This window comes from Bifidobacterium bifidum ATCC 29521 = JCM 1255 = DSM 20456 (assembly GCF_001025135.1).
Lineage (GTDB): Bacteria > Actinomycetota > Actinomycetes > Actinomycetales > Bifidobacteriaceae > Bifidobacterium > Bifidobacterium bifidum.
This window is the reverse complement of the sequence record NZ_AP012323.1, coordinates 1,519,651-1,541,722: the sequence shown is the minus strand read 5'-3', so window position 1 is coordinate 1,541,722 and position 22,072 is coordinate 1,519,651. Positions and strand designations below refer to the sequence as shown.

General features: G+C 63.0%; 15 protein-coding genes. 7 read left to right on the top strand and 8 right to left on the bottom strand.

The window, feature by feature from the left end; translation table 11 throughout:
- Positions 1–57: 57 nt before the first annotated feature.
- A complete protein-coding gene (purM, locus tag BBBF_RS06500) occupies positions 58–1,095 on the bottom strand; it encodes a phosphoribosylformylglycinamidine cyclo-ligase (RefSeq protein WP_003813914.1) in 1,038 nt (345 codons plus the stop codon).
- Positions 1,096–1,167: 72 nt separating this feature from the next.
- Complete coding sequence (gene purF / locus BBBF_RS06495) at positions 1,168–2,676, bottom strand: amidophosphoribosyltransferase (RefSeq protein WP_003813913.1); 1,509 nt, start codon at positions 2,674–2,676, stop codon at positions 1,168–1,170.
- A gap of 181 nt (positions 2,677–2,857) precedes the next feature.
- Between purF and BBBF_RS06490 the strand changes: the two genes are divergently transcribed.
- The 3 genes from BBBF_RS06490 (at position 2,858) to BBBF_RS06480 (ending at position 5,180) form a co-directional block, all read left to right on the top strand.
- Positions 2,858–4,447 (top strand): Y-family DNA polymerase, encoded by a 1,590-nt coding sequence (locus tag BBBF_RS06490; protein ID WP_017143517.1) that lies wholly within the window; start codon positions 2,858–2,860, stop codon positions 4,445–4,447.
- Positions 4,448–4,491: 44 nt separating this feature from the next.
- Positions 4,492–4,710 (top strand): hypothetical protein, encoded by a 219-nt coding sequence (locus tag BBBF_RS06485; RefSeq protein ID WP_003813910.1) that lies wholly within the window; start codon positions 4,492–4,494, stop codon positions 4,708–4,710.
- A gap of 92 nt (positions 4,711–4,802) precedes the next feature.
- Positions 4,803–5,180 carry a VOC family protein gene (locus BBBF_RS06480; protein ID WP_003813907.1) on the top strand — a complete coding sequence of 126 codons (378 nt, stop codon included), beginning with the start codon at positions 4,803–4,805 and terminating at the stop codon, positions 5,178–5,180.
- A 303-nt stretch (positions 5,181–5,483) separates the two neighbouring features.
- On the opposite strand, the gene BBBF_RS06475 is transcribed toward BBBF_RS06480, so the two are convergent.
- Positions 5,484–5,648, bottom strand: coding sequence for a type 2 periplasmic-binding domain-containing protein (locus BBBF_RS06475; RefSeq protein WP_017143516.1), 165 nt, complete (start codon positions 5,646–5,648; stop codon positions 5,484–5,486).
- Between the two features lie 107 nt (positions 5,649–5,755).
- Entirely contained in the window at positions 5,756–6,319 is a 564-nt protein-coding gene (locus BBBF_RS06470; RefSeq protein WP_013390104.1) for a DNA-deoxyinosine glycosylase, read from the bottom strand.
- A 635-nt stretch (positions 6,320–6,954) separates the two neighbouring features.
- Between BBBF_RS06470 and BBBF_RS06465 the strand changes: the two genes are divergently transcribed.
- On the top strand, positions 6,955–7,593 hold the full coding sequence (locus BBBF_RS06465; RefSeq protein WP_017143514.1) for a DUF4230 domain-containing protein: 639 nt from the start codon (positions 6,955–6,957) through the stop codon (positions 7,591–7,593).
- A gap of 100 nt (positions 7,594–7,693) precedes the next feature.
- Positions 7,694–8,356 carry a hypothetical protein gene (locus BBBF_RS06460; protein ID WP_014760473.1) on the top strand — a complete coding sequence of 221 codons (663 nt, stop codon included), beginning with the start codon at positions 7,694–7,696 and terminating at the stop codon, positions 8,354–8,356.
- A 106-nt stretch (positions 8,357–8,462) separates the two neighbouring features.
- Here the strand turns inward: BBBF_RS06460 and BBBF_RS06455 are convergent, their stop codons facing one another.
- The 3 genes from BBBF_RS06455 to purT all read right to left on the bottom strand — a co-directional run bounded on the left by BBBF_RS06455 (position 8,463) and on the right by purT (position 14,767).
- Complete coding sequence (locus BBBF_RS06455; RefSeq protein ID WP_014760472.1) at positions 8,463–12,209, bottom strand: phosphoribosylformylglycinamidine synthase; 3,747 nt, start codon at positions 12,207–12,209, stop codon at positions 8,463–8,465.
- A gap of 207 nt (positions 12,210–12,416) precedes the next feature.
- A complete protein-coding gene (purC, locus tag BBBF_RS06450) occupies positions 12,417–13,169 on the bottom strand; it encodes a phosphoribosylaminoimidazolesuccinocarboxamide synthase (protein ID WP_003813894.1) in 753 nt (250 codons plus the stop codon).
- A gap of 317 nt (positions 13,170–13,486) precedes the next feature.
- Entirely contained in the window at positions 13,487–14,767 is a 1,281-nt protein-coding gene (gene purT / locus BBBF_RS06445) for a formate-dependent phosphoribosylglycinamide formyltransferase (protein ID WP_022173870.1), read from the bottom strand.
- A 275-nt stretch (positions 14,768–15,042) separates the two neighbouring features.
- Between purT and BBBF_RS06440 the strand changes: the two genes are divergently transcribed.
- Both BBBF_RS06440 and BBBF_RS06435 read left to right on the top strand, forming a co-directional pair.
- The gene (locus BBBF_RS06440; RefSeq protein WP_033509931.1) at positions 15,043–18,897 is read left to right on the top strand and encodes an NPCBM/NEW2 domain-containing protein; all 3,855 of its coding nucleotides are present in this window, start codon (positions 15,043–15,045) and stop codon (positions 18,895–18,897) included.
- Positions 18,898–19,235: 338 nt separating this feature from the next.
- On the top strand, positions 19,236–20,426 hold the full coding sequence (locus BBBF_RS06435; RefSeq protein ID WP_021648620.1) for a glycosyltransferase: 1,191 nt from the start codon (positions 19,236–19,238) through the stop codon (positions 20,424–20,426).
- A gap of 24 nt (positions 20,427–20,450) precedes the next feature.
- Here the strand turns inward: BBBF_RS06435 and BBBF_RS06430 are convergent, their stop codons facing one another.
- Positions 20,451–21,476 carry a threonine aldolase family protein gene (locus BBBF_RS06430; protein WP_013363697.1) on the bottom strand — a complete coding sequence of 342 codons (1,026 nt, stop codon included), beginning with the start codon at positions 21,474–21,476 and terminating at the stop codon, positions 20,451–20,453.
- Between the last annotated feature and the right edge of the window lie 596 nt (positions 21,477–22,072).

The following is a 22,072-nucleotide window of genomic DNA, read 5'->3' as shown; positions in this document are numbered from 1 at the left end:
CCCCCGGATTCGCTTGTGACCGCACTCCCCATCAGTGAGGAGTGCGGGAGTGGATGCTTACTTCAGCGTGATCTGCGTGCCGTCGGTGTCGGGGACGATCGTGCCGATCGCATATCCGGCTTCGCCGTTGTCCTTGAGCAGGGCGAGCGTCTCGTCGGCGCGTTCGGCGGAGACGGCGAGCACCATGCCGATGCCCATGTTGAAGATGTTGTACATCTCCTTGTGGTCGATGTCGCCGGCGCGTTCCAGGACGTCGAAGATGGGAAGGACGGGCCAGGATCCGAGCGTGATGTCGGCGGCGAGGCCGTCGGGGATCATACGGGGGATGTTCTCGATGAAACCGCCGCCGGTGATGTGGGCGACGCCCTTGACGACGCCTGCCTTGAATAGGGGCTTGAGTGTCTTGACGTAGATCTTGGTCGGGGTGAGCAGCACGTCGCCGAGCTTGGCTCCGCCGAGTTCGGGGAGCACGGTGTCGACGGTATAGCCGGCCTGCTCGAACAGGGCCTTGCGCACGAGGGAGAAGCCGTTGGAGTGCACGCCGGTGGATGGCAGTCCGATGAGCACGTCGCCGGCGGTGATGCCGGAGCCGTCGACGATGGCGGACTTTTCGGCCACGCCGACCGCGAATCCGGCCAGATCGTATTCGTCTTCGTCATACATGCCGGGCATTTCGGCGGTCTCGCCGCCGATCAGACCGGCATCGGACTGCACGCATCCGTCGGCCACGCCGGAGACGACCTGTTCGAGCAGCGCCGGATCGTTCTTGCCGCAGGCGATGTAGTCGAGGAAGAACAGCGGCTCGGCGCCTTGGGCGGCGATGTCGTTGACGCACATGGCCACGCAGTCGACGCCGATGGTGTCGTGCTTGTCGACCATCTTGGCGACGACGAGCTTGGTGCCGACGCCGTCGGTGCCGGAGATCAGCACGGGCTCCTTGTAGCCGAGGGACGCGAGGTCGAACAGGCCGCCGAAGCCGCCGATGCCGCCGACGACGCCGGGACGGTTGGTGCGGGCGACGTGCGATTTGATGCGCTTGACGACCTCGTAGCCGGCTTCCACGCTGACACCGGCGTTTTCATATGCTTGTGGCATGACGTACCTTTCTTGGATGATGCTTGTTGGGTTGTGTCGGGATTGGGATTGGTCTGTGGTGCTGGAACGCCTTTATTGCTGCGTCGGCGCGGTGGTGTACTCGTTGCCTTCGTACTTGCTCTTGTAGAGCGCGAATTCGGGCAGACGGACACGGTCCTCGGGGGTGAGGGACTTGAGGAAGTCGGTCTCGTAGTCGTCGAGCGCGGTCGGGTAGTCGCCGTTGAAGTAGGCGACGCACAGTCCGCCGTAGGGTGCCTGCGCGTTGAGGCCGATGGATTCGACCAAGCCGTCGAGCGACAGGAAGGCGAGGGAGTCGGCGCCGATGAAGTCGCGGATCTCCTCGACGGATTTCTTCGCGGCGATCAGCTCCTTGGTGGTGGAGATGTCGATGCCGTAGAAGCACGGGTATTTGAGCGGCGGCGAGCTGATGCGCATGTGCACTTCGGCGGCGCCGGCTTCCTTGAGCAGCTGGACGATGCGCTTGGACGTGGTTCCGCGCACGATCGAATCGTCGATGACGATGACGCGCTTGCCGCGCACGACACCGCGGACGGCGGACAGTTTCATGCGCACGCCCTGCTCGCGCAGCTCCTGCGTGGGCTGGATGAAGGTGCGGGCCACGTACTGGTTCTTGATCAGGCCCATTTCGTTGGGCAGGTGCGCGGCCTCGGCGTAACCGGACGCGGCGGACAGCGACGAGTTGGGCACGCCGATGACCATGTCGGCGTCGACCGGGGATTCCTCGGCCAGGCGCGCGCCCATGCGCTTGCGGGCGGAGTGCACGTTCACGCCGTAGATGTTGGAGTCCGGGCGGGCGAAGTAGATGTATTCCATGGAGCAGATGGCCAGCTGCGTCTTGTTGGTGTACTGCACGATCTTGTAGCCGTGGTCGTTGACCACGATGATCTCTCCGGGGCGGATGTTGCGTACCAGTTCGGCGCCGACGACGTCGAGAGCGCAGGTCTCGGAGGCGAGCACGTAGGCGCCGTTCTTCATCTTGCCGAGGGACAGCGGTCGGAAGCCGTTCGGGTCGAGCGCGCCGATCATCGCGTCCTCGGTCATGATGAGGTAGGCGAACCCGCCGTGCACGGTGTTGAGCGCCTCCTTGAGCTTGTCCATGAAGGTCGGCTTGGAGGAGCGGCGGATCAGGTGCATGAGCACTTCGGTGTCGGAGTTGGAGTGGAAGATCGCGCCTTCGTCCTCCAGCTTGCGACGCAACGACACGCAGTTGGTGAGGTTTCCGTTGTGCCCCAGCGCCACGTCGCCGTCGTGGAACCGGAAGATGAACGGCTGGATGTTGTCGGTGGTGCCCGATCCGGCGGTGGCATAACGCACGTGGCCGATCGCCTTGTCGCCGGTGAGCCGTCCGATCTCGCGCTCGTCGCCGAACACCTGGGTCAGCAGTCCGAGGCCGCGGTGTCCGATGAGATGGCCGTGGTCGTTGGAGACGATGCCGGCGCCTTCCTGACCGCGGTGTTGCAGTGCGTGGAGTCCGAAATACGTCAGGCGGGCGGCGTCCGGGTGACCCCATACGCCGAAGATGCCGCATTCTTCGTGAATGTCTTCGAGTTCAGCTGACAAGCCAAAGCTCCTTCCAAAACATGGGAGACAGGGGATTCGCTACCTATCCACAGTACCAATCGGCGGCTACATCCGCGCTCGGGGGTGTGGCAGATGGGCCTCATGGGCGGCGACATACTATCGAACATATGTCTCATAATGATTGTACTCTGAAACGAAAGCGCGAAAGGGGGTGGTGACGATGGTTCGGGGCGAGCATGTGTATCTTGCCATAGACCTGAAGTCTTTTTACGCTTCCGTGGAGTGCCACGACCGTGGTCTCGACCCGCTGCGCACGCATCTGGTGGTGGCGGATGAGGAGCGTACGGACAAGACCATCTGCCTGGCCGTGTCTCCTTCGCTGAAGGCGTATGGCATTCCCGGACGCGCACGTTTGTTCGAGGTTCGGCAGCGCTTGGCATCGGTGAACGCCGAGCGGGCGATGCTGGCTCCTGGCGGACGGCTGTCCGGTGAATCCTGTGATTCTCAGGATCTTGAACATTCCCCGAGATTGAAGGCGTCGATGGTGATCGCCAAGCCGCGAATGGCGCATTATCTGGAGGTGAGCGGCAGGGTGTACGGCGTGTACCTGCGATATGCCGCGCCCGAGCACATCCATGTCTATTCGATCGATGAGGTGTTCATCGATGCCACGCCCTATCTGCGCGCGCTGGGCATGGGCCCGCACGAGATGGCGAGGGCCATCGTGCGTGACATTCTCGCGCAGACGGGCATCACCGCCACGGCTGGCATCGGCACCAACATGTATCTGGCGAAGGTGGCGATGGACATCGTGGCCAAGCACATGCCCGCCGATGAGGATGGCGTTCGTGTGGCGGAGCTTGACGAGATGTCGTATCGGCGACTGCTATGGAACCATCGTCCGCTTACGGATTTCTGGCGGGTCGGTCGCGGCTATGCCCGGAAGCTTGAGCATGCCGGCCTGCTGACCATGGGGGACGTCGCCCGATGCTCGATCGGCCGGGCCTCCGACTACTACAACGAGGATCTGCTCTACCGCATGTTCGGCAGGAACGCCGAACTACTCATCGACCATGCGTGGGGCTGGGAGCCGTGCACGATCGCGGACATCCAATCGTATGAGCCGGATGCGCACAGCATCAGCAGTGGGCAGGTGCTCACCGGGCCCGCCGACTATGCCACGGGACGGCTCATCGTCAAGGAGATGGCGGACGCGCTCGCCTTGGATCTTGTCGGCAAGCGGGTGCTGACGAATCGTCTGACGCTCGCGGTCGGCTACGACATCGGCAGCCTTGACTCGATCAAACTGGATTCCTGCGCGGATTCGGCGATGAAACGGGCCTCCGATCAGGCGGGCAAGAGCTATCGCGGGCCGGTGTCCGTCGACCGGTATGGGCGGCGGGTCCCCAAGCCGGCCACCGGGTCGATCGGACTGGGGGAGTTCACCTCGTCTTCCACTCGCATCCGTGAGGCGATGACGATGCTGTACGAGCGCATCGTGGATCCGCGTCTGTTGGTGCGCCGGCTCACCGTCATCGCCGATGATGTGGCCACGGCGAATGAGCTTGCGGCTGGCAAACGCTACGAGCAGCTTGATCTGTTTTCCCGGATCGATTCGTCCGCGGAGGAGGGGGACAATGGCCATGTCGGCATTTCGAACAGTGATGTGCGGCGTGAGCATGACATGCAGACTGCATTGCTGGAGGTCAAGAGGAAATTCGGCCGCAATGCCGTCATCAAGGCGATGGACATGGAGGACGGCGCCACCGGCCAGGACCGCAATCGGCAGATCGGAGGCCATCGTGCATGAGCGTATCGAGCGTATTGCGCTATCGGGCGTGAAAAGGAGTCCATATGGCATTACATGAGACGCATAAATATGACGACATCATCGATATGCCGCATCACGTGTCGCGCAGGCATCCGCAGATGTCCCGTCGTCAGCGGGCCGCCCAGTTCATGCCGTTCGCCGCGTTGACCGGCTACGAGCGGGTCATCGAACAGGCCGCATGCGATGCCGAGGCTGCCGTGGCCCGGGCCGACGCCGCCGGCGACACCGATTTCGGCGCCTGAAACGGGGCTTTACCCAAAGCTGATATTCACCCGCGTCACGAGCGACGCAAGGATAATGGAATAGTCATCCACATGGTCATAGGAGGTTCATCATGATCGATCACATCGGACTGTTCGTCGCCGACGCCGCCAAGCGCGCCGATTTCTACGAGAAGCTGCTGGCGCCGCTGGGCTATGTCAAGAAGGTCGCATACCCGACTGCGGTATGCTTCGCCAACGACGAGGACGGCGACGGCATCTGGCTGGAATCGCCGAAGGACGGCAATCCGGTCGTGCCGTCACACGTCGCGTTCCGCGCCAAGACCGCCGACGCCATCAAGGCGTTCCATGAGGCGGGTCTCGCGGCCGGCGGCACCGACAACGGCAAGCCCGGTCCGCGCCCGAACTACGGGCCGGGCTACTATGCCGCGTTCGTCCATGATCCCGATGGCAACAACATCGAGGCCATGCTCAACGACTATCAGGCGTGATCCGACGGTTCCGGCCGGAATCATGCCGGTCAATGGTGCTGATGCTCCGGCGCGCGCGGTCGATGAAATCATCGACCGCGCTCCACCGGTAGTCGCAGGTGGATATGCCGAAGCTGATCGCGTATGAGGTTCCCGGCCCGCAGCCACGGGAGCGAATCCGGCTCGGCGGAACAGCATGTCGCCGATGCGTCCGTCGATGTCCTGCGGATTGCCCAGCAGGAACGGGCGGCGCTCCAAGGATGACAGGTCACCGGCGCCGATGGCGGTCTCATCCGGCGGCGTCCCGCCGCCGGCGAGATCCAGTCACAGCGAGTTCGCGATGACCAACACCATACGTTCCTGATAGAAATCCACCAGCTCCACGCCGGTCGGCATGCCGGTGAAATCCGCCACCGCCACATCGAGATTGCCGTCCGCCAGCCAATGCCGCAATTGATCGTTGCGCCCATCAGTTGTGCTCCGGCGCATATCATTCGGCTGAGGCTGACGATTCGCGGCGCCGTTCCTGTATCTCATCCCGGTCTGCCGGTTGGGCGCGTCGATTGCCCGGCACCGCCGTCCACGCCGCGATCGCGTCAGAGACCAGTGACCGTTTCATCCGCCATTTCAAGAGCGCCTGCGCTCTGGAAGGCCAGTCGGTAGGCTTCGATAAGCGCCGGCAGCCGCATCGAGGCGTTGGCCGGACTGGTGGAGGGGAGCGGAGTCATGCCGATGGTGATGCCGGTTGCGGCCAGTCGTGGTTCGATGAGTCTGCGATAGAGTTGCGCCGACTTCGCTCCGGTGGTGAATATGCGAGCGATCGGCGCATCGCGCAGCAGGGGCGTCAGATCGTTCGGCGTGGCGTTGCGGATGCTGGCGTCGCTGGCCCCGGTGATGTCGCAGGACGCGATGACATCCCACAAGGCGATATGGTGGCGCATCGCGAATGCGCGGCGGGATTGCAGCGAGTCGCCGGTGACATCAGACGGATCCGCCGGGTCGGCGAACAACGCCTGCATCACCGGCCAGAAGCGATTCTGCGGGTGCATATAGTAGAACGCCGCCTTCCGCGATTTCGGACTGGGCATCGACCCCAGTACCAGAATCCGCGATTCACTGTCCCACACCGGGCCGAATCCATGCTCCACATGCTCGCTCATATCCCACATTGTACGCTCCCCGCCAATCACGGCTCCGGCCTTCGCCCCTTTCCACCGGGCAGCCAAATCGGTGGCAAAGCGCATGATGCGCGCCCCTGTATTCGACGAGTCTTGTGCAGACAGCGTTATCTTCGACTCGTCACCGCTGCCGTTCACGGTTGCTGTCAGGACATCGTCGCTGTCGTAAGGAGTGAATGTCGTTTTCATTTCGGTGTCATTTGCTTCGCGTAGTGAGAATGCGGCGCCGCATGACAACATGGATCGGACGGCTTCGTGCAATTTCGCGGGAGATACTGGGAAATCGAACTTCTCGGTGATGTCATTGTCGTTCCCTTCTTATGCGGCTCGTGTTGATGCCGACCGGTGCATGATGGTTCGGCAACGTTACCAGCACAAGGATCATAACCAAGCTCAGATATAGCATTATGTCGCAATATTTACGTTATACTTATTGTGTTGCTGATTGTGCATCGCTAATGTGTTGCATAACCGGTGAGAACCAGCTCGAATTCAGTCGACGACTGATGTCTCGTCGCGGTTTTGCCCATACATTTTGTAGACGTATGCCAGAACTGGATTGCATCAGATGCCACATGAATTGAGATGACGAGAGTATGAAAGAGAAAAGGTGAAAAATGGGTGCACGCATCGACAAAGATGGCTCATCATTCAAGATGAGCCTGAAAGCAACAATCATTCTGGCGGTCGTCATCGCCGTCATCTTTGTGTTCGCCGGAGTATGGATTCGTGGTGCCATCACCAAGTTCTTCAATCCTCAACCGGAATTGACCAATGAAGTCGTCGTTAAGCAGCTGGAGAAGATTCAGGATCTTACCACGGCTAAGGAAACGGATTACGGCTTCGAGAAATACGAAGACGGTGGTATTGCGTTCCTGAACAAGAAGCAGTTCACGATGTTCTACACATACGAGGTGCGCGCGGGGGTCGATCTGGCCAAGGCCCAGATAAAAATCGACAAGGACTCCAAAACAGTGTCTATCACGCTACCTGCACCGAAAATCCAGTCGGTGGCCGTCAATCCAGATTCACTGCGTTTCTTTGACAAGTCTGATTCCTTCTTTAACGCAGCGGATGTAGAGGACACTAAAGCTGCGATGGAAGACGCCAAGAAAAAGACCGAAGCTCGGCTAGACCGAACACAACTGCTGAAAATTGCCAATAAACAGGCTAAAGATGTCATCGAGCGCTTGTATGAGCCTACTGCTGAAGCCGGAATGTACACGGTGACCGTGACGACGACCAATCCCAAGTGATTGATACCCGATGACTAAGCACTTCGTGCACAGTATCACGTGCACGGTCACAACCCGTCATCAAACATGATACGAGAACACAGGAAAGAAAGGTGACAATATGGGAGATATAGCACAAGGCCAACAGGTCTCGAAGAGGCTCCCCGCCAAGCAGCTCATTCCGTATGTGCTGTTGGTGGTCGGCGCAGTGGCGATGGCGGTGTCGTTCTTCCTGCCGTTCGCCTCAGCAAAGGGCGATTATGCAGAATACCTGAAGCAGTATGGTGATCGGGTATACACCGCGGAAGCCGGTCTACACAACAAGGATGTGGTGGGGCTGTCGCTGCTGACATTCCTGCGCATCTACATCGCGGGTCTCCAGTCCGGGAAGCTGCTCGGCGGCATGTACCTGGAAGCTGTCATATGCATTACGCTCATGGCGGTCATCGCGGTGTCTTCGCTGCTTATTCTGCTGTTCGGAGTGTTGAAGAAGCCGATCGCGGCCATCGTATTCTCGGTGCTTGCTGTAGTCGCTTTCTATGCACTGCGTTGGGATTTTGACGATCGTGGCGTACTGCCTTCCTCGCAGTATGGATACGGAATCGCTGAGTATATCTATCCGATTTCGTTTGTCGTGGTTGTCGCCGGGGCGATTTGGTTCATGGTCAGCCGTCACATCGCGAAGACCGTGCATCAGCAACTGGCCAACAACACTGTTAACAGCGCTCCTGTGGCGAACGGTGCGGCGGTCGCAGAACCTGTCGCGCCCTCAAAGGCCGAGTAATTCATACCGCCGCGTATCGCGCGGAGGCCATACTTCATCAACAACAGACTGGGGCGGGAACCCGAGAAGGTTCCCGCCCCAGTCTGTTATCAGTCAGTCATCACCGTCACGCGGCGAAGTACCCGACGCCGGCCTCGAAGATCGGCTGGTACTTGTCGCCGGGCACATTGACGTACAGGCCGTTGCCGGAGCGCTCCGAGTGACCCATCTTGCCGAAGACGCGGCCGTCCGGGCTGGTGATGCCCTCGATGGCGAGCAGCGAGCCGTTCGGGTTCACGGCCAGGTCCATGCCGGGCACGCCGGCCTCGTCCACGTACTGCGTGGCGATCTGTCCGTTGGCCTTGAGCAGGTCAAGCACCGGTTCGGCGGCGACGAAGCGGCCTTCACCATGCGAGATGGCCACGGTGTGCACGTCGCCCACGGCCGTGCGCGACAGCCACGGCGACAGGTTCGACGCGACACGAGTGCGCACCAGACGGCTCTGGTGACGGCCGATCGTGTTGAACGTCAGCGTCGGGCATTCGGCGGTCATCGGCACGATGTCGCCATACGGAACCAGACCCAGCTTGATGAGCGCCTGGAAGCCGTTGCAGATGCCGAGCATCAGGCCATCGCGGTTCTTGAGCAGGTCGCGCACGGCCTCGGTGACCGCGGGCGCGCGGAAGAACGCGGTGATGAACTTCGCGGAGCCGTCCGGCTCGTCGCCGCCCGAGAATCCGCCGGGGATCATCACGATCTGGCTCTTGTTGATCTCGTCCACCAGCGCCTGCGTCGATTCGGCGACGGCGGCCGGCGTCAGGTTGTTGACGATCAGCGTGGTCACGTCCGCGCCCGCACGCTCGAAGGCGGCGGCGGAATCATACTCGCAGTTGTTGCCGGGGAACACCGGAATCACGACGTGCGGCTTGGCGACGCCGGCGCCCGTGTACACGGTCTTCTTCGGCGCGTTGAATGTGATGGTTTCGACGCTCTTGCCGGCTTCGTCGCTCTTGGAACGGTATGGGAACACGGATTCGATACCGGACTCCCACGCCTCCTGCACGTTCGCCAGATCCAGCGTCTCGCCCGCCGCCTTGAACACGTACTCGGCGGTGGTGGTGCCGATCTCGCCGACCTCGACCAGGTTGGAGGCCACCGGGATTTTCTCGTTGTCCGCCAGCTCGATGATGAACGAGCCGTATGCAGGCTTGAACAGGTCGTCCGCGGCGATGCTCTCGTTGAGCGTCAGGCCGATGCGGTTACCAAGCGTCATCTTGAACAGCGCCTCGGCAGTCGCGCCGTAGCCCGGCGTGGAGACGGCCAACGCGATGTGATGCGACGGGTCGGTAAGCTCCTCGACCAGCGAGAACGCCTCAAGCAGCGCATTCTTGTCCGGGGTCAGGCCGTCGGCCAGGTAACGCGGCGCGATACGCACGATGCGGTGGCCGGCACCCTTGAACTCGGGGGAGGTGGCGCGCTTCATGCTGCCTACGGCCACGGCGAAGGAGATCAGCGTCGGAGGCACGTCGAGGTTCTCGAACGAACCGGACATGGAATCCTTGCCGCCGATCGCGCCGGCGCCGAGGTCGACCTGCGCCATCAGCGCACCAAGCACGGCGGCCGTTGGCTTGCCCCAGCGTTCCGGCTCGTCGCGCAGCTTCTCGAAGTACTCCTGGAAGCTCAGGTACGCCTTCTCGTGTTCGAAACCGGCCGCGACCAGCTTCGACAGCGACTCGACGACCGACAGGTATGCGCCGGTGAACTGGTTCTTCGACATGATGTACGGGTTGAAGCCCCACGCCATGGCCGAAGCGGTCGTGGTCTCGCCGAACACAGGGAGCTTGGCGACCATGGCCTCGTTCGGGGTGAGCTGCTTGCGTCCACCGAACGGCATGAGCACGGTTCCGGCTCCGATCGTCGAATCGAAACGTTCGGACAGACCCTTGTTCGATGCCACGTTGAGGTCGGTGACGACCGCGTTCATGCGGTCGGCCAGCGAGCCTTCGCGCCACGAGGCGGGCACCTCGTACGCCTCCTGCTCCTCGACGCGCACGACCTGATGCTTGGAGGCGCCGTTGGACGCCAGGAACTCGCGGCTCAGGTTCACGATCTTGTCGCCGTTCCAGGTCATCACCATGCGCGGGTCCTCGGTCACGGTGGCGATCACCGTGGCTTCGAGGTTCTCCTCGCGGGCGTACCCCAGGAACTCGTCGACATCCTCGGCTGCCACGTCCACGGCCATGCGCTCCTGCGATTCGGAAATCGCCAGCTCGGTGCCGTCAAGTCCCTCGTACTTCTTCGGAACGGTGTTGAGGTCCACGTACAGACCGTCGGCCAGCTCGCCGACCGCCACGGACACGCCGCCGGCACCGAAGTCGTTGCAGCGCTTGATGAGTCGGCAGGCGTCGCCGCGGCGGAACAGGCGCTGCAGCTTGCGCTCGACGGGCGCGTTGCCCTTCTGCACTTCGGCGCCGTCGAGTTCCAGCGACTCCACGTTGTGAGCCTTCGACGAACCGGTGGCGCCGCCGATGCCGTCACGGCCGGTGCGACCGCCGAGCAGGATGATCCTGTCGCCGGGGGCCGGGGTCTCACGGCGCACATGGTCGGCCGGGGTGGCGGCCACGACCGCGCCCACCTCCATGCGCTTAGCCACATAGCCGGGGTGGTAGATCTCGTCGACCTGGCCGGTGGCGAGCCCGATCTGGTTGCCGTACGAGCTGTAGCCGGAGGCCGCGGTGGTCACGAGCTTGCGCTGGGGCAGCTTGCCTTCAAGCGTTTCGGAGACCGGCACGGTCGGATCGGCGGCACCGGTGACGCGCATCGCCTGATACACGTAGGAACGGCCCGACAGGGGGTCGCGGATGCATCCGCCGATGCAGGTGGCCGCGCCACCGAACGGCTCGATTTCTGTGGGGTGGTTGTGCGTCTCGTTCTTGAACAGGAACAGCCAGTCCTCGTCCTCGCCGTTGACGTCGACCTTCACCTTGACGGTGCAGGCGTTGATCTCCTCGGACTCGTCGAGACCGGTGAGGATGCCGTTCTTCTTGAGCCACTTCGCGCCGATCGTGCCCATATCCATCAGGCACACGGGCTTGGCGTCGCGGCCGAGCTCGTGACGCATCTCCAGATAGCGTTCGAAAGCGGCCTTGACCGCGGCGTCGTCGATGTCGACCTTGTCCAGTTCGGTGCCGAACGTGGTGTGGCGGCAGTGGTCGGACCAGTAGGTATCGATCACCTTGATCTCGGTGATCGTGGGCTCGCGTCCCTCTTCGGAGAAGTACTTTTGGCAGAACTCAAGATCGGCCAGATCCATGGCGAGCCCGCGCTCGTCGATGAACTTCTGGCCGGCAGCGGCGTCCATCTCGTTGAAGCCGGCGATGGTCTCGACCTTGCCGGGGGTGGGCACCTGGGTCTTCAGCGTGGTCTTGGCTTCCAGCGACGCCTCGCGGGCCTCGACAGGGTTGATCACGTAATGCTTGATGGCATCGACGTCGGCCTCGCTGAGCGTGCCTTCGAGCGCGTACACCTTGGCGGAGCGCACGGTCGGACGCTCACCCTGCGAGATCAGCTGGATGCACTCTGCGGCGGAGTCGGCGCGCTGGTCGAACTGTCCGGGCAGGAACTCGGTGGCGAACACCGTCGCGTCGCCGAAGTCAGGCAGGTCCGCGGAGGCGTCATCCACCTGCGGCTCGCTGAACACGGTAGGCGTGGCCTGTTCGAAGAGCTCCTGGGAGATGCCCTCGACGTCATAGCGGTTGACGATGCGCACCTTGCGCAGGCCATCGATGCCGAGGATGGTCTTCAGTTCGGTGCCGAGCTGCTGGGCTTCCACGTCGAAGCCGGGCTTCTTCTCCACGTACACGCGAAAAACCATGAGAATCCTTTCTTAAGAAGTTATTCAAAAAATGAAGAGGCGTGGTGAAAGAACTTGGCTCCCCTCTGGAGGGGAGCTGTCAGCGAAGCTGAATGAGGGGAGATGTCATGGCAGTGAACGCCTTAACCTCCCCTCAGTCGTCTATCGGCGACAGCTCCCCTCCAGAGGGGAGCCAACATTATGTTCTGCTACTTGCGCTTGGATGAATTACTCGGTGACCTCGATGCCCTCGGACTTGGCGAGCTCGGCAAGTCGCTCCTCGATCTCCTCGTAGGCGGGGATGATGCTGCCCAGGCCGCGGCGGAACAGGTCCTTGTCAAGGTGCTCGACCTTGCCGGAGTGATCCTTCTGATCCCACAGGCGGCAGGAATCCGGGGTGATTTCGTCAGCGAGCAGCAGCGTGCCGTCGGACGCGCGGCCCATCTCGATCTTGAAGTCCACCAGCTTGACGTCGATCTTGGCGAAGATCTCGATCAGGGCCTCGTTGATCTTGCGGGCGAGCGGCGCGATCTCGGCGAGGTCCTGGCGGGTGCACACGCCCAGGGCGACCAGATCGTCGTCGTTGACGAACGGATCATGCAGGTCATCGTTCTTAATGAAGTATTCGAGCACCGGCTCCTTGAGGGGCAGACCTTCCTCCACGCCTAGACGGGAGCAGAAGTGGCCGGCCGCGACGTTGCGCAGCACGATCTCCAGCGGGAACATGTTCACCTTGCGCACCAGCTGGCCGGTCGCGTTCACGCGCTTGATCAGGTGGCTGTCGATGCCGCGCTTCTTGAGCAGGTCGAAGATGATCGTGGTGATGAGGTTGTTCAGTCGGCCCTTGCCGGTGAAGTCCTCCTTCTTCTCGCCGTCGCCGGCCGTGGCGGTGTTCTTGTATTCGACCCACAGGACCTCCGGGTCGTCGGTCGCGTACAGCTGCTTGGCTTTGCCCTCGTAGAGCTTTTCCAATTTCTCCATAATCGCCTTCCAAATCATGCTTGAGGAGCGGAATTTCTGGGTGAACTAACGGTAAAAGAATACCAATGGGCGGCTACATGCGCAGCGCTAACACGCTCGCTGCGGCTGCTATCCGCGCATGATCCCACCTGTACCGTCCGAAACGGGACTCTGGCGGGATGAAGGAGGCCTATGGCTGTGTACTTGATCCCGTGTTTGGTTGCGCGTTTGGCTGTGTGTTCAGCTGCGTGTTATCCGGCGAAAGTCCCATTGGAGTTGAACCGGATGGGACTTTCGCCGGATAGAGATGAAAGATGTACCGCGGTCTTCGTGTGGCGCTAGCGCACGGTGATGGTCAGCGCATCGGCGACATCGGCGGCCTTGCGCCGCGCGTCACCGGCGTCCGTCCCGATGGCCAGCGACACGGCCATGCGGCGGTGTCCATGCACTCGCGGCTTGGCGAAGATCCGCAGGTCGGTGCCGGGTTCGGCCAGCGCATTCTCCACTCCGGTGAATTCCGCCTCGCCGTCGCCGGCGACCACGATGGCGTGGCTCGCGGCGGTCTGCCCGTCGCCCATCGCCAGCGCCACATGCCCTTCGGTGACGGGCAGGCCGAGGATCGCCCGCGCGTGCAGCGCGAACTCGCTCAGCCTCTGGGAGATCAGCGTCACCATGCCCGTGTCATGCGGGCGGGGGGAGACCTCGTTGAACAGGATCGATCCATCGGTCAGTACGAACAGCTCCACGCCGAACACGCCCCATCCGGTTTCGCCCGATGCCGTGGCCTTGTCGACCAGCCCCTGCACCGCGGTACAGGCGATGGCACGCGCCCTTTCCAGCACCTCGCCATCGGCCGCCGCGGGCTGCCAGGATTCCCGGTAGTCACCGCTTTCCTGCCTCTGCCCGATAGGCGCGCACGTGACCACGCCGGCCGACGAGCTCACCGTCAGCACCGTCAGCTCATAATCCAGCGGCGCCAACGCCTCGACGATCACGCGCGACACGTCGCCCTCGTCGGCGGCGCGCCGACCCTCCTGCGCCTCGACCCATGCGGCGTCGATCGCGTCCGCCCCGCGCACGACCGACTGCCCATGCCCGGACGAGCTCATTACCGGCTTGACCACGCACGGGTACCCGACCTCCCGCGCCCCGGCGCGCAGCTCCTCCAACGACCCGGCGAAACGGTACGGCGTGGTCGGCAGCCCCAGATCCTCGTGCGCGAGCACGCGCAGCCGCTCGCGGTCCATGCAGATGGCGGCGATTTCGGCGCTCGGCACCACCTGGACGCCGCGCGCCGCGGCATCCGACAGCTCGCCGGTCGCGATCGCCTCGACCTCCGGCACGATGATGTCGGGGCGCACCTCGTCGAACAGCGCGCGCAGCCGGGCCGCGTCGGCCATATCCAGCACGCGTGCCTCGTTCGCCACCTGCTGGGCGGGCGCACCGGTGTACGAGTCGGCCGCGCACACCCATGCGCCGAGACGCATCAGCTCGATGGTGACCTCCTTGCCGAGCTCACCCGAGCCGAGGAACAGCACGCGGGTGGGATGTGCCCCCAGCGGCGTGCCCAGCGGGCGATGGGAGGGGAGGGAACTTGCAAAAGCGCTGGTTTCAGTCATGGTCTCATTGTGCCACCGGGGGGATACCGTATTTCGACGTTTCGACGCCGTGTCTTAATGTAATGCCATTATAGTTTACATAATCAGGAGCCGTAAAAATCATGGATGATACCTGTGCGGTTCCGTCTGCGGCGTGAGGACGGCATAGAGGTCGCCTTCCTTGCCGCGCCTGTCATAATCGACAACCCCTGAGGGAAGGAAGCACCATGAGTCGTGCTGGATATCATAGGAGAGCGTATAGGAGAGCGGCCGGGGGGGGGGTGACGGCGGCCTTAGTGGCGGCTCTCATATGCCTGGCGCCGTTGTTCTCCACGAACACCGCGCAGGCGGCCGGAGGAGACGTCGTCTCGGTCGCCGATTACGGGGCCGCCGCCGATAGCGGCGAAGACAGCGCCCCCGCAATCATCAAGGCGGTCGACAAAGCCAAGGAACTCGCCGCCGAAGGCAAGAACGTCACCATCGCGTTCCCCAAGGGGCGCTACGACATCTATCCCGACAAGGCCGAGCGGCGCACCCTGTACGTATCGAACACCGTCGGCACGAACTCGTCCTACAAGGACAAGAAGATCGGCATCCTGCTTGAGGACACGAAGAACATCACCGTCGACGGCCAGGGTTCGGATTTCGTGTTCCACGGCAAGATGACGACGTTCGCGGCCATCAACAGCCAGAACGTGACGTTCAAGAACTTCAGCGTGGACTTCCAGGTGCCGACGGTCATCGACCTGACCGTCGAAAAGGTGGATGCGGGCGCCAAGACCGCGACCGTGTACGTGCCCGAGGAATACAACTACAGGCTGTCGGGCTCGAACATCGAATGGTATTCCGATTCCAGCCCGTACACCGGCGCCACGTACTGGACGGCAAGCAACGCCCTGCCGTACGTGCAGCTCTATGACACGAAGACCGGACTGACCGTGCGCGGCGACGTATGGACCAACCCCATATTCCAGAACGTCACCGGCGTCACCGACGCCGGCAACCACCGGCTGGTCTTCTCGTACTCGTCGATGAGCGACAAGCTCGCCAACGCCACGGGCATCAGCTATCAGATGCGACAGACCACGCGAGACCACCCGGGCGTGTTCCTGTGGAAGGACAAGGACGTCACGCTCAAGGGCATCGACTTCCGCTTCCTGCACGGCTTCGGCGTGGTCGGCCAGTCGACCGACACCATCACGATGGACGGGCTGAACTTCGGCGCCGGCGAAGGCACCGGCCGCAGCACCGCAGGATACGCCGACTTCGTGCAGATGTCGGGCTGCAAGGGCGTCATCACCGTCGTGAACTCCAGCTTCTCCAACCCGCATGACGACCCGATCAACGTGCATGGCACCTTCCTGCAGGTGGTGGAGAAGATCTCCGACACCAAGATCAAGGTGCGCTACATGCACAACGAGACCGCCGGATTCCCGTCGTTCTTCGTCGGCGACCAGGTCGAGTTCATGACCAAGGGCGACATGCTCCCGGTCTCCGACTCCGTGCGCACCGTCACCGCCGTCGACGGGCCCGACGGCCAGGGCGGTGACATGGGCGCGGGGTCGGGCAGCCTGACCGACATCGTCCTCACGCTCGACAGCGCCATCCCCTCCGCCGTCGCGGTCAACAGCCACGTGGTGGAGAACATCACGTACACGCCCGAGGTCAACATCCACGACAATGTCTTCAAGGAGACGCCGACCCGCGGCATCCTGGTCACCACCCGCAAGAAGGTGACCATCGAGAACAACCTGTTCGACGGCATGGGCATGGCCGGCATCTACATCTCCAACGATGCGCAGAGCTGGTACGAATCCGGCCCGACCCGCGACGTGACGATCCGCGGCAACACGTTCCGCCGCAGCGGATCCGACGCGATCCTGGTGGAGCCGACGAACCCGACCGTGTCCACCACCGACACCGTGCACAAGAACATGACGATCGAAGGCAACACCTTCTACGTCAACGGCAACCGGGTGCTCAACGCGAAGAGCGTCAGCGACCTGACCTTCCGCGACAACAAGATCTACCGTGAGAACCCCGACGATACGGTCACGCTGGGCGGCGACGCGGACGTGGCGCTCGCCGTCGGAGACACCCGCCGAATCGATGCGACCGCGTCGGTGAGCCAGGTGTCGGGATCGCGCCTGTTCCGTCTCAACGGATGCAAGCAGGTCGTGTTCGGCGGCAACACGTACGACGTCGGCGTCAAGGCCGGTATCGACCTGGCCAATATGGGTGCCTCCGAGGTGAACGTCAGCGACGATTCGGCCAAGGTCGGCGCGGACGGTCTCGTCCCCGTCACCGGCAGCATCGCGTACGTGTCCGACGACGCGGCGGTCGCCTCGGTCGACCAGGACGGCACGATCACCGCGGTCGGCGAAGGCGAGACAACGGTCCGCACCTACGTCATCGCCGGCGCCCGGCGCATGCCCGGCTCCGTCGTCAACGTACGGGTGAGCGCCTCGACCGCCACGGCGCCGACCCCCGGCACGTCCGCCGACCCGCTGGACGGGCACCCGTCCTCGGTGGCCACGCTGTCGTCCGCCACCATCGACGGCCTGTCCAAGTCGTTCGACTTCAAGCCGGGCACGCTGTACTACTTCGGCGCGGACTCGGCCCTCACCGCACGCGCGGCGTTCAAGGCGACGGATGCCGATGCCAGCGTCAAGGCGACGTTGAACGGCAAGGCCATCGACGCCACGGGCGCCGACGTGAAGCTGGCGCGTGGCCGCAACGTCATCGAAGCCACGGTCACCGCGACCGACGGCATCACCGCCAACACCTACCGTTTCGTGATCGACCGCATTGGCGGCGTTGACACGGGTCTGGCAGCGCTGTCGGTCGGTGGCAACGCCATCTCGGTGGAGCACGGACGCCTGCAGTATACGGTGTCGACGATGCGCTCCAAGACGCAGGTCGTCGCCTCGTCCTTCGACCCGACTGCCACATTGCAGCTGATGCGGGTGAACGGCTCGAAGAGGGTCCCAGTCGGCGATGCGCAGCAGGGAAGCCTCACCCGGGACGTCACCGTATACCAGGGCGACAACACGTTCGAGCTGGACGTCACGTCCGGCGGCAGCACCGTCTCCTATAAGGTTGCCGTGACCGGCACGGACAGCGTCTACGCCTCCGATCTGGCGTGGGAGTCGGCCACGTCCGGCGACCCCAACACCAACCCGGTGCGCAAGGACAAGAGCTGCGGCAACAACACGATCACGCTGTGGGACGGCGAGAAGGAGCAGACGTTCGACAAGGGCATCGGCACCCACGCGGCCTCGCGCATCGTGTACGACGTGTCCGATCTCGGGGCGATCCGCTTCGAGGCGTACGTCGGCGTGGACCGCGAGCTGACCGGCGTCGACCGCGACCACGCAAATGTCGACTTCCAGGTGATGATCGATGGTGAGGTCGTCTTCGAGAAGACGGCGATGCAGCACGACACGCCGATGGCGAAGGTCTCCGTCGACATCCCCGAAGGCGCCAAGACCATCACGCTGGCCGTCGGCGCGGGCAGCGAGACGTGGGGCGATCACGCGGATTGGGCGGACGCCCGGTTCGTCGGCGTTGAGATGCCGGAGGCGCCTCAGGTCACCGGCCTCGCCGTCACCGGCGAGGGAGTCAAGGACGGCAAGCTGGACATGACCGTCGGCCAGAGCGTTGGTCTCGGTGTCACGGTCACCCCCGAGGATGCCGTCGACCAGTCGGTCACGTGGACGGTCGCAGGTGACGCGGTCAGCGTCGGCGAGGACGGCACGGTGAAGGCGCTGAAGGCCGGTACGGCCACAGTCACCGTCGCATCCGTCGCGGTGCCGTCGGTGACGGCCTCGGTGACGGTCACGGTGGCGGAGAAAGCCGATCCCGACCCGGATCCGAAGCCTGATCCTGAACCCGATCCTGACCCGACGCCGAAGCCTGATCCTGACCCGGATCCCAACCCGAATCCGGATCCGGGCGACGAGCCGGGTACGACGACTCCGGGCGACGGCCAGAAGCCGAACACCGACAAGGATGCCGACAAGAACGCCGGCAAGGACAAGAACCAGTCCATCGCCGCGACCGGCGCCTCGATCGTGCCGGTTGGCGTGCTCGCGGTCTCGATGATGGCCGCCGGCTGCGCGCTGACGGGGCGCAAGAGGCGCGAGTCCTGACGGCAAACCGTTCTCCGGGCACGTATCGCACGGCTCGAGGAACGGCATGTCGGTAAATGATGCCGACGTCCGGACATCCTCCGGACGTCGGCATCGTTCGTCATGATAGGCGGTCATAGATTTCCCGTATGACCGGACGCTTGCGTCGGCAATCCGCCCGCGTGACAATAGTTCTTACCGGGCGGTTAACCCGCGCCGGGCCAACGTTCAGGGGGGGGGGAGGCCGAGTACATTGCGTCAACGAGGACGCGGCCATGGAGACATGCGGCGAAGGCATGTGGCCGGCCACCGTGCGCGTCTCGGTCGTGATTCGCGAGACTGCGAGATAGGATGAAACAATGCGAGACAACAAGAACGAAGAACCGCACCCCCAGGACAGGTCGGTCTTGGATCGCCCCATGACCATCGTGCTGGTCATGGACACCATCGGCAACAAGGGCAACGGCACGTCGAACTCCGCATTGCAGTATGCGCACGAATTGGAGCGGCAGGGTCACCATGTCAGACTCGTCGGCATCGGCGCCCCCGAATATCCGGCACGGGTCAACAAGGTGCCGCTGGTCTCCTGGGTGGCCGCCAAACAACAGATGCAGTTCGCCAAGCCAAGCGATACGCTGTTCCGCACGGCGTTCGCCGGAGCGGATGTCGTGCATCTGTATCTGCCGTTCAAGTTCGGGCGGTGCGCGTACAAGGTCGCGCGGAGCATGGGTATTCCCGTGACCGCGGGATTCCACCTCCAGCCGGAGAATGTCATGTATTCGGCCGGTCCGCTGAAATACCTGCCTGGGATGTCGGGTTTTCTGTACGCCCTGTTCCGCTTCTGGCTGTACCGGCGCATCGGCCATATCCACGCGCCCACCGAAATGATCGCCGGACAGTTGCGCGCGCACGGGTACAAGGCGAAGCTGCACGTGATATCAAACGGCTACGTGCCGCGGTTCACCCCCAAACGGCAGCGTTCGGACGGAGCCCCCGCGCCGGTGCCGTTCCGCATCGTCGCCTCGGGGCGTCTTTCCCATGAGAAGGACCAGATCACGTTGATCAAGGCGATTTCTCGCTGCCGTCACGCGAAGGACATCGAACTGATCGTCTGCGGAACCGGGCCGTTGCAGCATTACCTGCGGTTCCGCGCCGACCGGCTTCTGGAGCGCAAGGCGCAAATCGGGTTCCACAAGAACGCCGAGATGCCGGCGCTGCTGCGCTCATGTGACCTGTTCGTGCATCCGTCGATCGTGGACATCGAATCGTTGAGCGTCATCGAGGGCATGGCGTCGGGGCTGGTGCCCGTGATCGCATCCGCCGAGTTGAGCGCGGCGAGCCAGTTCGCGTTGTTGGACGAGTCCCTGTTCCCGGCTCGCGACGTGGCGATGCTCGCCCGGCGCATCGATTGGTGGATCGATCATCCGCACGAGCTGGCCGTTTGGGGCGGACGGTATGCCGAACACGCGAAGGCCGATTATTCGGTCGAGGCGTCGGTCGCGAAGTTCGTCGCCATGGAGCGCGAGGCCATCGCCGACGCGAAGGCCTAGGCCCGGCGTCGGCCTCGCGGCTGTTCACAGCAACGCGATGAGCTGGTCAACCTGCTCGTCGGTCGTCGCCCAGCTGGTGCACAGGCGCATCACCGTATGCTCGTTGTCGGCCTTCTCCATGAAGCCCATGCGTACATGGGCCTGCAGCCGTTCGATGGTCGGATGGTCCAAGGTGACGAAGACCTGGTTCGTCGGCGCCTCGAAGGTCAGTGTGTAGCCGCGCTCGCGCAGCGCCTCGCGGATCCGGTCCGCCTGCCGGTTCGCGTTGGCTGCGATGCGCAGGTACAGGTCATCGGTGAACAGCGTGCCGAACTGAAGCCCGAGCAGCCAACCTTTGGCCAGCAATGCGCCGTGCTGCTTGATCTGCGTGAGAAAATGCTTCGGCGTATTGCCCTTGGTGAAGACGACGGCCTCGCCGAACAGCGCGCCGACCTTGGTGCCTCCGATGTAGAACACGTCGGCGATGCGGGCGAGGTCCGGCAGCGTCACGTCGGTGCCGGCGGCGGTCAGTCCGTAGCCGAGTCGTGCGCCGTCCACGAACAGCGGCATGCCGTGCCGGTGGGCGGTCTCGGCGATGACCTCAAGCTCGGCCTTGCCGTAGATCGTGCCGTACTCGGTGGGGTGCGAGATGTAGACCAGTCCGGGGAACACCATGTGCTCGTGGTTGTCGTCGGCATAGAAGGTGGCGCAATAGTCGTCGAGCTCGGCGGCGTCGAGCTTGCCCGCGTGATGGGGGAGCGTGATCACCTTGTGGCCGGTCGACTCGATGGCGCCGGCCTCGTGCACGTTCGGATGGCCGGAATCAACGGTGACGACGCCTTCGTACGGGGCGAGCATGGTGTCGATCACGGTCTGGTTGGTCTGCGTGCCGCCGACGAGGAACCACACGTCGGCGTCGGGCGTCTCGCATGCTTCGCGGATCCTGCGCTTGGCATCTTCGCAGGCCGCGTCGCTGCCGTATCCGGGGAACGCCGTGTCGTTGGTCCGCGCGAGACGGTCGAGGATCTCGGGGCAGGCCCCATAGGAATAATCGTTTCCGAAAGACAGCATGTCGGCTCCTTGTCGCGCTGTGTCGTGGTGCGGATGCATCAGGGTATGTAGCGAGTGTACCGCGCATGGGTCATGTACGGCCGCGTGACGCAGGCCGCGTTCCGCAGACCGCGCGCCATAAACAAAGGCGCCGGATGTGGATCAGCATCCGGCGCCCTTGCGAAAGGAGTCTCTTCTGTTATGAAAGGTGTGGTCACGTTGCAGCAGAGCCGGCATTGTGCCGCTTCCTCGTCAACTGCGGCCGTAGCTGCGTTGCCGGCTCTGCGGATTCTCTGCCTCTTCGCTGTTGTACTCTTCCCGTCTGCGGCTCACAACTACCGCGGATATCTCAGGCTGAGCTGCTCAGCGTAATACGCTCCACACTGTGTCGCCGAACGATGATGTCGTTGCCGTATGGCGATGTCTTCTGATGGCGTACTCATCATCGTGTCGCTTCGCACTGCTTCGCTTGCGTGCTGCATTGTTTCTGTTTGCCTCGGTATTTAATTATCGTGAAGACGTTGCGCTACTGCTTTGTGCGCTTCATTGCAATCAACAGGATTCCCCTGATGATAACAACTCCGGCCTTCGTGTTTCATTGTACCTATGGAAACGAA